Source organism: Roseibium sp. M-1 (assembly GCF_054515675.1).
Genome location: NZ_CM137257.1, coordinates 4,183,566 through 4,198,164, shown reverse-complemented (window position 1 = coordinate 4,198,164; position 14,599 = coordinate 4,183,566). Strand labels below are relative to the sequence as shown.

Sequence of the window (14,599 nt, the reverse complement as noted above, 5' to 3'; positions counted from 1 at the left end):
CTTCCGCAGCGACGCCTCGCCCCACTGGTAATTTCCGGCATTTTCCGCCATATAGAGGCAAATGTCCGTGGCAGTGCGGACCTCTTTCCTGATCCCTTTTGAAGAAGTGCAATCCGCATGGCGTCTGAAACCAGACCCTTTTTGAAGATGAACGGCCTCGGCAACGATTTCGTGGTCTGGGATGCGCGCGAACAACCGCTGCGGCTTTCCCGCGAAGCGATCGCGCATCTTGGCGACCGGGAGAAGGGCATCGGTTTCGACCAGATGATTACCGTCGAGCGCTCGTCTTTCGGCGTTGATGCCTTCATGCGCATTCATAACCGCGATGGCAGCGAAGTCTCCGCTTGCGGCAATGCCACCCGCTGCATCGGCCGCCTCTTGATGGAAGAGGCCGGCAAGGACGTCGTCACCATCGAGACCGGCGCCGGCCTGCTGCATGCCTTCGACGCCGACGGCCCGCGCCGTGTCACCGTCGACATGGGCGTGCCGTGCCTCGAGTGGCACGAAATCCCGCTGGCGGAAGAATTCGCCGACACCCGCGCCATCGAGCTGCAGATCGGCCCGATCGACGATCCGATCCTGCACACGCCGGCCGTGGTCAACATGGGCAATCCGCATGCGATCTTCTGGGTCGGCGATGTCGAGGCCTATGATCTGGAGCGGATCGGGCCGCTGCTGGAGCGCCATCCGATCTTCCCGGAATACGCCAACATTTCGCTGGCCCATGTCTTCGACACCGACCAGATCCGGGTGAAGGTGTGGGAACGCGGCGTCGGCCTGACGCTTGCCTGCGGCACCGCCGCCTGTGCCGTCGGCGTTGCCGCCGCACGGGACAACAAGACCGGCCGCAAGACCACCATTCACCTGCCGGGCGGGCCGATCGGCATCGAATGGCGCGAAAGTGATGGCCATGTGCTGATGACCGGCCTGACGGAAGTGGAATACGAGGGCGAGGTCGATCTCGACACGCTTTCCTGGCGCAAGACCGGCCAGGGCGATGCTCCGCTGGAGGCCGGAGCGGCGTTATGAGCATTGATGTCGTGACGTTCGGGTGCCGGCTCAACTCGTATGAGTCGGAGGTGATGAAGCGCGAGGCGGAAGCGGCCGGCCTCAGGGACGCCGTCCTGATCAACACTTGCGCGGTTACCGGCGAAGCGGTGCGCAAGGCGCGCCAGGCCGTGCGCAAGGCCAAGCGAGACAATCCCGATGTGCGTGTGATCGTCACCGGCTGTGCCGCCCAGACGGAGACCGAGACCTTCTCCAGCATGGAGGAAGTCGATCTCGTGCTCGGCAACACGGAAAAGCTGGAACGCAGGTCCTATCGGGACGTTGCCGCTTTCGGCATGGGCGAGAGCGAGAGGGTACGCGTCAACGACATCATGAGCGTTGAGGAAACTGCCGGTCACCTGATCGACGGGCTGACCGGCCACGCGCGCGCCTTTGTCCAGGTCCAGAACGGCTGCGACCACCGCTGCACCTTCTGTATCATCCCCTATGGCCGCGGCAATTCCCGCTCCGTCCCGATGGGTGTCATCGTCGACCAGATCCGGCGTCTTGTCGCAAACGGCTACAACGAGATCGTGCTGACCGGCGTCGACATCACCTCCTACGGCGCCGACCTGCCGGGCACACCGAAGCTCGGCACGCTTGCCGCCAAGATCCTGGCACTGGTTCCGGAGCTGAAGCGGCTGCGGCTGTCCTCCATCGACAGCATCGAGGCCGACGACGACCTGATGCGGGTGATCGCAGAAGATGAACGGCTGATGCCGCATTTCCACCTGTCCCTTCAGGCTGGCGACGACATGATCCTGAAGCGGATGAAGCGGCGGCACCTGCGCGCCGACACGATCCGCTTCTGCAACGAGGTCCGCCGGCTGCGTCCGGACGTTGTCTTCGGCGCGGACATCATTGCCGGGTTCCCGACGGAAACCGAGGAAATGTTCGAAAACTCCCTAAAGATCGTCGACGAATGCGGCCTGACCCATCTGCATGTCTTCCCGTTCTCGGCCCGTCCCGGTACCCCGGCGGCTCGCATGCCGCAATTGCCGCGAACGATCGTCAAGGAACGCGGCGCCCGCCTGCGCGCCAAGGGCGAAGAAGTGCTGGTCCGATATCTGACCGGCGAGGTCGGCAAGATCCGGCCTGTGCTGATGGAACATGAAGACATAGGCCGCACGGAGCAGTACACCCCGGTCGAGCTGGCGGGTTTCGACGCCGGAGAGATTGTCGAAACCAGAATAATCGGCCATACCGGTCGCCATCTTCTGGGCGAAGCCCTCTCCAAGGCTGCGTGAGCAAAGGGGTGCAGCCATGTTTCAACAGGCTGTCTTGAGGAATGTGTCGGGCTCACTGGAACCGGTCGAAAAACACCCTCATCCTGAGGAGCCGCGTCAGCGGCGTCTCGAAGGATGGGTGGCATGTTCGGAGCAAGCGGCCGATCCTTCGAGACGGGCTTTCAGCCCTCCTCAGGATGAGGCAGAAAGTAAGGCCTCGCCGGATCCGCTGACAGGGACCCGCGATGACGGATGAAAAATTAAAGGCGGGTTCATGAGCGAGAAAAAGCGCGGTTTTCTTGGACGTCTCTTCGGCGGCAAGGACAAGGCGGAAGACGAAGCCGCTCCGGCAACCGCAGAAAACGTGGCGGCTGCGGCCGAACCACAGGAAGATGATCCTTCCCTGGACGTTGAAATGGACGTCCGGCCGGTCGCCGCGCTGAACGAGCCGTTCGATCCTGAGCGAATGGATGTGATGGCCGCAACTCCAGAGGCCTTTACGCCACTGAAGGCACCCTTCGAGCCGCTGGATCCCATGCCGACCGACGTCGCTCTCGACCTTGAGCCGGAGGACGTCAGGGAAGAGGCAGGCGAGGCAAAGTCGGAGCCTGAGCCGGAAACTGAACCGGAAACTGAGCTGGAGTCCACAGCTTCAGCACCCGAACCCGAGGTGGCTGCGCCAGTACCAGTTCCTCCGACGCCAGTTTCTCCGGCGCCGATTGCACCGGCTCCGGTTGCGCCCGCACCAGTCGTGGAAGAACCGAAACGCTCCTGGTTCCAGCGGCTGAAGCAGGGCCTGTCACGCTCATCCGCGTCACTGACCGAGGGCATCACGTCTATCTTCACCAAGCGCAAGCTTGACGCCTCCATGCTGGAGGAGCTGGAGGATATCCTCATCCAGGCCGATCTTGGCGTCGATACGGCAATGGCGATCACCGATCGCCTTTCGGACGGTCGCTACAACAAGGAAATCTCGCCGGAGGAAGTCCGCGCCATCCTGTCGGAGGAAGTGGAAAAGGTGCTGGCACCGGTGGCAAAGCCGCTCGACCTCGACACCGGCAAGAAGCCGCATGTGGTGCTGATGGTCGGCGTCAACGGCACCGGCAAGACAACCACCATCGGCAAGCTCTCCCAAAAGCTGCGGTCCGAAGGCAAGACGGTCATGCTTGCCGCCGGTGATACGTTCCGCGCGGCGGCCGTCGAACAGCTGAAGATCTGGGGCGAACGCACCGGTGCGGATGTGATCGCCCGCGATACCGGTGCCGATGCCGCCGGCCTTGCCTATGACGCCATGAAGGAAGCACGGACGAAAGCCGTCGACGTGCTTCTGGTGGATACGGCCGGCCGCCTGCAGAACAAGGCCGAGCTGATGGACGAGCTGGTAAAGGTCATCCGGGTGATCAGGAAACACGATCCGGAGGCCCCGCACACGGTTCTCCTGACCCTCGACGCGACAACGGGCCAGAACGCGCTGAACCAGGTTGAGATCTTCGGCAAGGTCGCCGGCGTCACCGGTCTTGTCATGACCAAGCTCGACGGCACCGCCCGCGGCGGCATACTGGTAGCAATCGCCGCGAAATACGGCCTGCCGGTGCATTTCATCGGTGTCGGGGAAGGGGTCGCCGATCTCGAACCGTTCTCGGCCAAGGACTTTGCCAGCGCCATTGCCGGCCTGGCCTGAGCAGCTCAGGAAACGCTAACCCTGCGCCATCTGGCTTCGGCAAAGGAATATGCCGCGAAGATCAGCAATCCGAGCGCCAGCACGAACAGGAGGGCCTGTCCGAAGGGGAGGTCCTGAATGTAATGAAGGGCGTCCTGCGTCGTGGGCAGTTCGCCTTCGGACGTGGATGGTCCTTTGATGCCAAGCCAGACCATAGCTGCAAGCAGGGCGAATACGACGCCGCGCGCACTCAAGCCGAGCGCGGAAATAATATGTATCGCGCCCATCGGGGCCGACGACCCGTCGAAATGCCTGCTGTATTTGCCTGAATAGACCTTCCACCAGTGCGCGGCGGCGATCCCGAAAAACACCAGTGACAGCAGCCACGCGAGCAGGTTTATGCCAAGAAGCCCGGCCAAGGCGGCGATCACCTTCGGCAACGGATTGCTCCCACCCGATGTCATCAGTCCCAGAAGACCCAGTGCATAGAGCGCGAGCGCACCATAGGTAACCGCGCTGCCGAGCAGCGCCAGACGTACGACGACCCCTTTGAGATCGAGCCCATGATCGTCGGCGTCCAGGACAGCCTGAACGGAGCGCCAGACGACAAAGCCGAAAAGTCCCGCGACAAGCACGGCCACAAGCACGGTTCCAAATGGCTGGGAAAGAAGGGTGACAAGCGCTCCCTTGGTGCCCTTGCTGCTGCCGGCTCCGAAGGACGCAAGCACCGCGAAGACCCCCACGATGCTGTAAACGACGCCCCGGGAAAAATATCCGGCGCGTGCGGCACCTTGAATCCACGGGGAATGTTTCATGAAGAGGCTCTCTCCACCTTCCCGGCCAAATCAATGCCGGGCAAGCGTTTCCGAATCCTGGCCTGCTCCAGAGAGCCTGCGAAGGGGCCGCCTGCACCGATGATCAAGTGCGTCCGAAATTGTTCGCTAAAGGGGGCTCGATGCAGCGAGGTCAGCCGAGGCCGAGAAACGACAGGATTGCGATGACGACCACCACAAGTCCCACCAGATAGATGACGTTGTGCATTGCTGTCTCCTTTTGAAAAAGGAAATGGGCCGGACGCGGGGAACGGATGGGGGCGACCGTTCGGCTGCGGGCGGGCGTCCGGCCCAAGGGGCAAATATGTGGCTGTCAGAGCATGGGGGCGTTGGCTGCCATTCGGGACTGCAAGGGGCGGGCAGTCCGCAAATAAATCAGACGACGCCGATGAAGGACAGGATGGCGCCGACAACGACGACAAGACCGACCAGATAGATGATGCTGTTCATGTCTCTCTCCTTTCACTGGAAAGAGAACCCGGGAGCGGACGATTGGTTCCGCGCTCGCTGCAAAGTTATGTTTTTTTTGCCTCAAGCCGGACCGCCGGCCTGAACGCCGATGCGAGACCTTCAGTCGAAGGCTGCAATCTGCTCCTGCAGGTGTCTGGTGTCATCGCCGGCCTTCCGGCCAGCGTAGTACCAGTAGACGAGGCCTGAAACGACGCCTGCCGGAACGCAGCAAAGCGCAATAAACACGATGTCCGGATCAAGCTTCCTCAGCACAAGCGGCAGTCCGGCAAAGGCCATCAGCGCGGCGAAGCCGACATAGATGACCGGATGGCGGATGGATTTCTTCTCGCAAAAGAAGACCAACAGGGCTGACGGGATCAGGGTGTAGAGCGCGACCAGAACCAGCAGCAGGACAAAAAAGAAAACGTTCGTGTTGAAGCCCTCTTCGCTTCCTATCGTGAAATTGATAGTGAGATGGAGCGCAAGGGCCGCAACAAGGGAGCTGAGCGCAAAACCGCCGAGGATGCGTTTGCTGAACAGGCGCCGGATCAATTGCCCGGCTCCCATCCCTCCGGTGCCATCTCGAAGCCTTCGAACTGAAACCCCGGCGCCACCGTGCAGCCGACCAGCGTCCAGGCGCCGAGCGAGCGGGCCTGCTGCCAGCCGTCGCGCGGGACGATGCCCTGTGGCCGCTCGCCGGCCAGAAGATCGTTGCCGAGGGTGATCACATCCCTGGTCCTGCCGTCGGCACTGAGGGAAAGCTCAAGCGGGCTGCCCGCATACCAGTGCCAGGTTTCGACCGCATCGACCCTGTGCCAGCGCGACAGCACACCTCGCGGAAGCAGGAAGTAAATCAGCGTGGAGGCCGCCCGGCCGTCCGCATCGGTCACCTCGTCACGGAAGGTCTCGGCATAGTACCCGCCTTCCGGATGCGGCTGCATGTTCAACAGAGCAATGATTTGGTCGGCGGTCGCACCGCTTGAAACGGTCATTAAATTTCCCGGGCTCGGCAAAGGGTCGAAGGGCCGGGCAGGTCCGGTCAGGACGTTTTCGACCCGGTGCAGAAGGCGAGATCATCGATGGTTTCGCGCAAGGCGGCAACCACTTCCTCGTAAAGGACCTGCATGTCGAGCTTGTGGCCGCCGCCCTGCTGGAGCGGGATGGCTTCCGCCTGGCTGACGATCCGATGGACCACATCCTTGGCCCGCTGTTCCGCTGAACGCCCCAAATGGGCGTCGCTACTCGCAAGTGTCATGGAATGCCCCTTCCTGAACGCGATAGCGTGCATATGGGGGCAATTCCCGGCGGTTTTAAGTGTTCCGGTTGAAGAAAAGCAGCACAACTGCCGGATGATCAATCTGAGAAGCGCAGCTTCCGCTGCAAATGCGATTGAAGTGGCTGTGGCTTGCTGCGTCACCCCGGGCAAGCGTAGCGCAGAACCGGGACCCACTCGCAATGCCAACTGCTGCAGCAGATGAATTGCGCTCGGGCCTGACCACCAATCAGGTGCTCTGGAAATGAGTAGGCCCCGGGTCTCACTTCGTTCGCCCGGGGTGACGCCGAGTTTGTTCGAACTGCGCCAGCGAATTCAATCGCGCTGCTCAGATAGAAAGTGCAATAGAGTGCTTTGTTTCACGCATTGTCCTTGCGGGTGCGGATCTCCGTGAACACCTCCGCGGCCGGCTTGCCCTCCATGCCGAGGGCGGCCGCCACGGAAGGCTCTCCTGCGCGCAGGAACGGGTTGGTTGCCTTTTCCCGGCCCATCGTGGTCGGCAGGGTCGCCTCGCCCCTGGCGCGCAACGCGGCGACTTCCTCCGCCCGCGCCTTCAGCTCGGCATTGGCCGGCTCGATGGTCAGGGAAAACCGTGCATTGGCTTCCGTGTATTCGTGGCCGCAATAGATCACCGTGTCGTCGGGCAACTGGCGCATCAGCTTGGCGAGCGACGACCACATCATCTCCTTGTCGCCCTCGAACACCCGGCCGCAACCGAGCGAAAACAGGGTGTCGCCCGTGTGGGCCATCTTGATCGACGGGATGAACCAGGAGATCTGGTCCAGGGTGTGCCCCGGCGTCGAAATCGCCTTGACCTCATAAGGTCCGCAGCGGACTTCGTCGCCGTCTTCGACCGTATTGTCCAGTTCGGAAATCTTCAGCCGGGAGCGTTCCGGACCGATCACCGTCGCCCCGGTCTTCTGCTTCAGCTCACCCAAGCCCTGGACGTGGTCCCAATGATGATGGGTGATCAGGATATGGGTCAGCGACCAGCCGGTTTTTTCCAGCGCCTCCACATAGGCGCCTGCATGGGGCACGTCGACCGCGATGGTTGTACCGCTTTCCGTGTCGTGCACCAGAACGCCGAAATTGTCGTCGAGGCAGGGGAACTGGTGGATCTCGGTGGTGTCGCTCAAGGCCATGGCGGGCTCCTCGTGAGGCAGGGCAAATTGAACCGCACAGTCGCAAAGTCCGGCGGCAAGGGCAAGGCATCAGACCTTGCACTTGGCCACCGATCCATGTTCAATCGCGGCCGTCCTTACACACCGGGCAGGCTGAATGTATCTCGACGTCGTCCATCTGCGCGCCTTTTACGATTTACCGCTCGGACAGCTGTTGCGCAGCCTGATCGGTGGACCGATCCATCGGATGTGGCCCGACCTGAAGGGCCAGACGATGCTCGGCATCGGCTATGCCGGCCCCTTCATGCGGCCCTATCTGGAGACGGTCGACAGAGCGATTGCCGCCATGCCGGCCCCGCAGGGTGCGGTGGGATGGCCGCGCGAACGTGAGGAAAACGCAAGTGTCCTGGTCGAGGACAAGGAGCTGCCCTTCTCCGACGCCTATTTCGACCGCATCATGCTGGTGCATGCGCTCGACCATTGCTCCGATCCCGCAGCGATGCTGAAGGAGGCCTGGCGCGTTCTGGCGCCCGGCGGACGCCTGATTGCCGTGGTGCCGAACCGGCGCGGCCTCTGGGCGCGCTCCGAACTCTCGCCCTTCGGTTACGGGCGCCCGTATTCGGGCAGCCAGCTGAAGGATCTGCTGAAGAACTGCCAGTTCAACGTCCTGGAGGACAAGGAAGCCCTTTTCATGCCGCCTTCGCGCGCCGGCACCATCCTGAAAGCCGCCCGCACCTGGGAAAGCATCGGCCGCAGGATCTGGCCGGTCTTCGGCGGCATCCTGATCATGGAGGCGGAAAAGGTGGTGTTCCAGAGCCTGCCGGCAGACGGCAAGAAAAGCCGCTTCCGTGTCCTGCGCCCGGTCTTCATCCCGGAAGGCGTCACCACGGGCCTGAAGCCGGTCCGCCCGGTGCACAGGACGATTGAAACGCAATAGCCTTTCACCCCCTCGGCACCGTCATTACGCACAAGTGAGGCGGAGCCGAACGCAGATCCGGGAACCAGATGTATTTCGCGCTGAAAGCGCGGCAAATCATAAAACTTGTGAGTTCGCCGCGCTCACGCTGACCTCTGGATTCCGGATCAGCGCGCAGCTAAAGCTGCGCTTGTCCGGAATGACGGCGAGATACGGTTGAGCGTATTAACGCTTCAGCAGAAACACTGCCTGTTCGGCGACGATATTCCAGACCCACCAGGGGGCGTTGACCGGGATCTTGTTGCCTCTGGCACTCAGCGCGATTGCCTTGTCGACATCGGCATCCAGTTCCCGGCAGAGCTCGACGAAATCGCGCAGCGAGCAGAAGTGGATGTTCGGCGTGTCGTACCATTCGTAAGGCAGATACTTGGTCACCGGCATGCGGCCGCGGAACAGCAGTTGTGCCCGGTTGCGCCAATGGGCGAAGTTCGGGATCGAGACGACCACCTGCTCGCCGATGCGCAGGAGCTCGCGCATGACCTTCTTCGGTTCGCGCGTTGCCTGCAGCGTCTGGCTGAGGATGACGACGTCGAAGGCGCGGTCCGGATAGTCCGACAGGTCCTGGTCGGCATCGCCCTGGATGGCGGAAAGGCCGCGGGCGACGCAGCGGTTGACGCCGTCCTGGGAGAGTTCGATGCCGCGTCCGTCGACGCGGCGCTCGCGCACCAGTAGATCCAGCAGTTCACCGTCACCGGAGCCGATATCAAGGACGCGCGCGCCTTCCGGCACCAGGGACGCCACCACCTTGTGGTCGCCGCGCACTTCGCCGGGCCGGGTTTGTCTCGGAGCAAGGTTCATGGACGTCAAACCTTCTCGCCGGGCGCCGGCAGGCCGCGCGCATGGGCGGCACCGGTCATGAAGCCGTTGATCGTCTGGAACATTTCCGGCACGTCCAGAAGGAAGCTGTCGTGGCCGCGGTCGCTCTCGATCTCGACAAAGGAAACGTTGGCGGCGGCCGCATTGAGCGCCCTGACCACGCGCCGGCTTTCCGAGGTCGGGAACAGCCAGTCGGAGGTGAAGGACATGACGCAGAAGCGGGTCTTGGTATCCTTGAAGGCATTGGCGAGCGTGCCGCCGAACTCATGCGCCAGGTCGAAATAGTCCATCGCCCGGGTGACATAGAGATACGAATTGGCATCGAACCGGTCGACGAAGGTCATGCCCTGGTGGCGCAGGTAGCTTTCGATCTGGAAATCCGCATCGAAGCCGAAGGTGACGTTCTCGCGGTCCTGCAGGTTACGGCCGAATTTCTGGTGCAGGGACTCGTCCGACATGTAGGTGACGTGGGCCGCCATGCGCGCCACGGCCAGGCCCTTTGTCGGGCGCACGCCTTCGGCAATATAACTGCCGCCGCACCAGTTGGGATCGGCCATGATTGCCTGGCGGCCGACCTCGTGAAAGGCAATGTTCTGCGACGTGTGCCGGGCAGCGGCCGCGATCGGCACGGCGGCAAAGACGCGCTCCGGATAGCTGGCCGCCCATTGCAGCACCTGCATGCCACCCATGGAGCCGCCGATCACCGCAAAGAGCGTGTCGATGCCCAGGTGATCGACCAGCCGGGCCTGCGCCCGCACCATGTCGCGGATGGTGATGACGGGAAGTTCCAGCCCATAGGCCTGACCGGTTGCCGGATTGATCGTCGCCGGACCCGTGGTGCCGAGGCAGCCGCCAAGCACATTGGCGCAGATGACGAAATAGTGGTTGGTATCGACCGGCCTGCCGGGTCCGACCATCAGCTCCCACCAGCCGGGCTTGCCGGTCACCGGGTTGGTCGAGGCGACATACTGGTCGCCTGTCAGCGCGTGGCAGACCACGATCGCGTTGGACTTGTCCGCGTTGAGCGCGCCATAGGTCTCGTAGGCGATCTGCCAGGGACCGAGCCGAACGCCGGAGTCCAGTTCCAGCGGTTCGTCCACCGGAAAGCGCACAAGCTTGCTGGAGGGCGTCACCGCCTCACTTGCCTTCAGATCTTCCTGGGGAGCTGGACGTGGTGTGTCTGCGGACATGGCTCTTTCGGGTTTGCTGTTTCCCGGGCGGGGTCTTTTGGGGCCATTCGCCCGGCGCAACCGCCCGTGCATCGGCCAGACTGGCGACCTAGCCGTGCGGGCGCGCCGGAGTCAATGTTTTCTTTTGCCTTTGGCCATTCACATGCCTATGACTATGCGCCGCCAGACACGAACCAGGCCGGAGCCAATCCATGTCGCACATACCGGACAGCGGGATGTCCCTCGACGACCTGAGAGAGCGGGTCGACGAGATCGACGCGCGCATTCACGACGCCCTGATGGAACGCGCCCGGGCAGAAGCCGGCATCCAGGCGGCCCAGCTCGCGGCAGGCGCAGGTCCCGCGCTGTTTCACCCGGAACGCGACGCCGACCAGATGCGCCAGATGGTGGAGCGTCACAAGGGCGACCTGCCGCTGTCGACCGTCGAACATCTCTGGCGCGACCTCATCTGCGCCTGCACCAGCCTGCAGGCGGACACCGCCGTTCATCTCGACGGCAGCGCCGACCTGATCGAGATGCTCGATCTGGCGCGCTTCTATTTCGGATTTTCCGTCGAGCTTGTGCCCGGTAGCGATGCCGCCGACGTCGTCGGGGCGGTGACGGCCTCCGAGGGCGATCTCGGCCTCGTCGCGCTGACCGACCGCGCCGAGCTGCCCTGGTGGCGCGGCCTCAGTGAAGCGGGCGCCCTGGTGCGGGCGCGTCTGCCGTTCGTCGTTCTGGACGAGCGGCCCGCCGATCTTCCGGCGCTGGTGCTCGCCAGGGCCGACAGCATGATCGACAACGCCGACGTTGCGGTTTATGACGCCCGCTGGTCGGATCTTCTGCCCGGGCGGCTGATGGACCTGGGCATCGAGGTGCTCAGTTTCTTCCGCTCCGCCAACGGGGTTGATGCCCTTTTGGCGATTTCGGGCGATCTGACGGAAGAGGATGTGCTGGCCGCCTGCACGGCTGCGGGCGCCTCACCGGATGTATTGAGACGTGTCGGCGGCTATGCCGCGCCCATCGACGGCAACGGCGATCCGGACGACACATTTGCTGGCGAGGACGAGGAGCCTCAGGAATGAACGAGATGACGAGCGTTTCCCCGGCCGGTGAGGCCGCTTCGAACCGTCCGCAGCCGCGCGCCGGCGTTCTGGACATCGCCCCTTATGTTCCGGGCAAGTCCAAGGGCACCCACGGCAAGACCGTGCACAAGCTGTCGTCCAACGAGACGCCGCTCGGCACCAGCGCCTCGGCCCGTGCCGCCATCGAGACGATCGCACAGAAGCTTGAGCTCTATCCGGACGGCTCCTCCGCGGAACTGCGTGCGGCTATCGGCGAAGTCTACGGCCTCAACCCGGACCGCATCATCTGCGGTGCCGGCTCCGACGAGATCCTCAGCCTGATCGCCTATGGCTACCTGAGCGAAGGCGACGAGGCGATTTACTCCGAGCACGGCTTCCTGGTCTATGACATCGCCATCCGTGCCGCCGGTGCCGTTCCGGTGATCGCACCGGAAAAGGACCTGACGACCGACGTCGACGCGATCCTTGCCAGGGTGACCGGCAAGACCCGGATGGTGTTCGTCGCCAACCCGAACAACCCGACCGGCACCTATCTGCCGTTCGAGGAGATCAAGCGCCTGCACCAGAACCTGCCGGCAAACGTGCTGCTGGTGCTGGACGCGGCCTATGCCGAATATGTCCGCCGCAACGACTATGAAAGTGGTATCGAACTGGCGGCGACCTCCGACAACGTCATCATGACGCGGACCTTCTCCAAGATTTACGGCCTCGCCAATCTTCGTCTCGGCTGGGGCTTCGGCCCGGCCCACGTCATCGATGCGCTCAACCGCATCCGCGGGCCCTTCAACGTCAACGGCATGGCCGCCGCCGCCGGCATCGCCGCCGTGCGCGACAGGGAGTTCGTGACGAAGTCCATCGAGCACAACGACACCTGGCTGGTCTGGGTGACGACCGAGCTTGAAAAGCTCGGCCTGAAGGTGACACCGAGCGTCGGCAATTTCGTGCTGGTGCATTTCCCGGATGAGGACGGCAAGCGCGCGCCCGATGCCGATGCCTATCTTCTGGAGCGCGGCTGCGTGTTGCGCATGGTCGGCAATTACGGCCTGCCCAACTCCATCCGCATGACCATCGGCTCCGAAGACGCCAACCGGACCGTGGTGAACCACCTGAAGGACTTCCTGGGACAGAAATAAGATCAAGATGACCGGTGCCCCACTTTTCGACCGCATGGCCCTGATCGGGATCGGCCTGATCGGATCCTCCCTTGCCCAGGTCGCGCGCCAGCGCGGCCTCGTCAAGGAAATCGCCATTTCCACCCGCTCCCCCGACACTCTGCGCAGGGCCGAGGAACTGGGTCTCGGCGATACCTATGCGCTCGACGCCGCCGCGGCGGTGGAGGGGGCCGATCTGGTCATCCTGTGTGTGCCGGTCGGCGCCAACGAGGCGATTGCCAAGTGGATCGCGCCGGCTCTCAAGAAAGGCGCCATCCTGACCGATGTCGGCTCCACCAAGGGCTCGGTCGTCGATCAGGTCAGCCCGCATGTGCCGGAGGGTGTGCACTTCATCCCCGGGCACCCGATCGCGGGCACCGAGCATTCGGGCCCGGACGCGGGCTTTGCGACGCTCTTCGACCAGCGCTGGTGCATCCTGACGCCGCCGGAAGGTACGGATCAGGCCGCTATCGACAGGCTCGCCGCTTTCTGGCGCGGCTGCGGCTCGGACGTCGACACCATGGACCCCAAGCACCACGACCTGGTGCTGGCCATCGTTTCGCACCTGCCGCATCTGATTGCCTACAACATCGTCGGCACGGCGGACGATCTTGAAACCGTGACCAAGTCGGAAGTGATCAAGTATTCCGCCTCCGGTTTCCGCGACTTCACGCGCCTGGCCGCCTCCGACCCCACCATGTGGCGGGACGTCTGCCTGCACAACAAGGACGCGATCCTGGAGATGCTGGCGCGGTTTTCCGAAGATCTCTCGGCACTGCAGCGGGCAATCCGCTGGGGCGACGGGCAGATGCTGTTCGATCTCTTCACCCGCACCCGCGGCATCCGCCGGTCGATCATCGAGGCCGGTCAGGAAACGGACGCACCGGACTTCGGCCGCCACGCCAAGGACACTCCGGCCCCGGCGGAGTAATCCCGGTCCGTTTCAGGTAACGCCCCACCAGCGCAGCGTCTGCTCGCAGTGGCGCATCAGCGCCGCCGTGGCCGCCTGCGCATCTCGCGCCTCCAAGGCATCGATAATGGCCAGGTGCTCGTCCATCGCCGAGACAATCCGGTCCTGCAGGAACGGTCGGGCGTTCTGGATGATGGCAATACGCACCCTGTTGGCTTCATAGGCATTGCCAAGCAGCGAATTGCCGAGGCCGTCGGCCAGGTAATTGTGCAGGGACAGGTCGACATCGATCGCCTTCGGCGGCAGATCGGCGGTGGCGTCTTTTCCGGCCGCATCGCGCATGTCCTCGTGCCGCTGCCGCAAGGCCGCAAGACCATGGAGGTTACCGGTTGAAATGCGCCGCCGCGCTCCTTCCTGATCCAGCGCCATGCGCACATCGAGGCTTTCACGGATATTCTCAGGGCTTGCCTCCATCACCTGCACGCCGCGCTTCGGCACGGTTGCAAGGAAGCCCTGGGCGCTTGCCTGCTTGACCGCCTCGCGCACCGGGGCGATCGGGTAGCCCAGAAGATCCACCAGTTGCCCCATCGACACGAACTGGCCGTGACGCAACGCCCCGCCGCGAAAGGCCGCGATCAGCGCCCCGAAGGCCTTGTCGTTCAACAGGTCGCCCTTGTTTGCGTTTGTCATTTGCCGGTTCCACGCCATTAACAAGCAAAGCCTGAAGGTCCTGCTTGAAATTCCTTATAGTCTGTCAGCTAGCATTCTTTGTAAAATGTTAGATGCAAGTTCAGGACTTTGCAATGTACAGCCTGACGATTTCCACGGTTCGCCGACGGCGGATATGCTGGATTGCACAGGTTGAAATCCGCCGGTTCCGGA

15 protein-coding genes are annotated in these 14,599 nt (G+C 63.1%); 7 read left to right on the top strand and 8 right to left on the bottom strand.

Features of this window, described 5'->3' with window-relative positions; all coding sequences use genetic code 11:
- Positions 1–117 precede the first annotated feature (117 nt).
- From dapF to ftsY, 3 genes are all read left to right on the top strand, one after another.
- On the top strand, positions 118–1,029 hold the full coding sequence (gene dapF, locus ACX3M4_RS19045) for a diaminopimelate epimerase (protein WP_459354563.1): 912 nt from the start codon (positions 118–120) through the stop codon (positions 1,027–1,029).
- Positions 1,026–2,294 (top strand): tRNA (N(6)-L-threonylcarbamoyladenosine(37)-C(2))-methylthiotransferase MtaB, encoded by a 1,269-nt coding sequence (mtaB, locus tag ACX3M4_RS19040; RefSeq protein ID WP_459354562.1) that lies wholly within the window; start codon positions 1,026–1,028, stop codon positions 2,292–2,294. The genes dapF and mtaB overlap by 4 nt, the downstream gene beginning before the upstream one ends.
- Positions 2,295–2,547: 253 nt before the next feature.
- Positions 2,548–3,954 carry a signal recognition particle-docking protein FtsY gene (ftsY, locus tag ACX3M4_RS19035; protein WP_459354561.1) on the top strand — a complete coding sequence of 469 codons (1,407 nt, stop codon included), beginning with the start codon at positions 2,548–2,550 and terminating at the stop codon, positions 3,952–3,954.
- Between the two features lie 5 nt (positions 3,955–3,959).
- Here ftsY and ACX3M4_RS19030 read toward each other — a convergent pair whose 3' ends face one another.
- The 5 genes from ACX3M4_RS19030 to gloB form a co-directional block, all read right to left on the bottom strand.
- Entirely contained in the window at positions 3,960–4,748 is a 789-nt protein-coding gene (locus ACX3M4_RS19030; protein WP_459354560.1) for a DUF1206 domain-containing protein, read from the bottom strand.
- A 588-nt stretch (positions 4,749–5,336) separates the two neighbouring features.
- Complete coding sequence (locus tag ACX3M4_RS19025; protein WP_459354559.1) at positions 5,337–5,768, bottom strand: hypothetical protein; 432 nt, start codon at positions 5,766–5,768, stop codon at positions 5,337–5,339.
- The gene (locus ACX3M4_RS19020; RefSeq protein WP_459354558.1) at positions 5,765–6,208 is read right to left on the bottom strand and encodes a cupin domain-containing protein; all 444 of its coding nucleotides are present in this window, start codon (positions 6,206–6,208) and stop codon (positions 5,765–5,767) included. Before ACX3M4_RS19020 ends, ACX3M4_RS19025 begins: the two co-directional genes overlap by 4 nt.
- A 47-nt stretch (positions 6,209–6,255) precedes the next feature.
- Positions 6,256–6,471: a hypothetical protein gene (locus ACX3M4_RS19015; RefSeq protein WP_459354557.1), complete on the bottom strand. Its 216-nt coding sequence runs from the start codon at positions 6,469–6,471 to the stop codon at positions 6,256–6,258.
- A gap of 377 nt (positions 6,472–6,848) precedes the next feature.
- Positions 6,849–7,631 (bottom strand): hydroxyacylglutathione hydrolase, encoded by a 783-nt coding sequence (gene gloB, locus ACX3M4_RS19010; protein WP_459354556.1) that lies wholly within the window; start codon positions 7,629–7,631, stop codon positions 6,849–6,851.
- A 136-nt stretch (positions 7,632–7,767) separates the two neighbouring features.
- Here gloB and ACX3M4_RS19005 point away from each other — a divergent pair, with 136 nt between their 5' ends.
- Positions 7,768–8,547 (top strand): class I SAM-dependent methyltransferase, encoded by a 780-nt coding sequence (locus ACX3M4_RS19005; RefSeq protein WP_459354555.1) that lies wholly within the window; start codon positions 7,768–7,770, stop codon positions 8,545–8,547.
- A 204-nt stretch (positions 8,548–8,751) separates the two neighbouring features.
- On the opposite strand, the gene metW is transcribed toward ACX3M4_RS19005, so the two are convergent.
- Both metW and metX read right to left on the bottom strand, forming a co-directional pair.
- Positions 8,752–9,384, bottom strand: coding sequence for a methionine biosynthesis protein MetW (gene metW / locus ACX3M4_RS19000; protein ID WP_459354554.1), 633 nt, complete (start codon positions 9,382–9,384; stop codon positions 8,752–8,754).
- Positions 9,385–9,389: 5 nt separating this feature from the next.
- Complete coding sequence (gene metX / locus ACX3M4_RS18995; protein WP_459354553.1) at positions 9,390–10,592, bottom strand: homoserine O-acetyltransferase MetX; 1,203 nt, start codon at positions 10,590–10,592, stop codon at positions 9,390–9,392.
- Positions 10,593–10,783: 191 nt separating this feature from the next.
- Here metX and ACX3M4_RS18990 point away from each other — a divergent pair, with 191 nt between their 5' ends.
- From ACX3M4_RS18990 to ACX3M4_RS18980, 3 genes are read left to right on the top strand one after another with little or no spacing between them, the layout of a single operon-like run.
- Complete coding sequence (locus ACX3M4_RS18990) at positions 10,784–11,656, top strand: chorismate mutase (RefSeq protein ID WP_459354552.1); 873 nt, start codon at positions 10,784–10,786, stop codon at positions 11,654–11,656.
- Entirely contained in the window at positions 11,653–12,789 is a 1,137-nt protein-coding gene (gene hisC, locus ACX3M4_RS18985; RefSeq protein ID WP_459354551.1) for a histidinol-phosphate transaminase, read from the top strand. Before ACX3M4_RS18990 ends, hisC begins: the two co-directional genes overlap by 4 nt.
- A 7-nt stretch (positions 12,790–12,796) precedes the next feature.
- Positions 12,797–13,738 (top strand): prephenate/arogenate dehydrogenase family protein, encoded by a 942-nt coding sequence (locus ACX3M4_RS18980; RefSeq protein WP_459354550.1) that lies wholly within the window; start codon positions 12,797–12,799, stop codon positions 13,736–13,738.
- 12 nt (positions 13,739–13,750) lie between these two features.
- Here the strand turns inward: ACX3M4_RS18980 and ACX3M4_RS18975 are convergent, their stop codons facing one another.
- Positions 13,751–14,407, bottom strand: a complete 657-nt coding sequence (locus ACX3M4_RS18975) for a GntR family transcriptional regulator (RefSeq protein ID WP_459354549.1) — start codon at positions 14,405–14,407, stop codon at positions 13,751–13,753.
- Between the last annotated feature and the right edge of the window lie 192 nt (positions 14,408–14,599).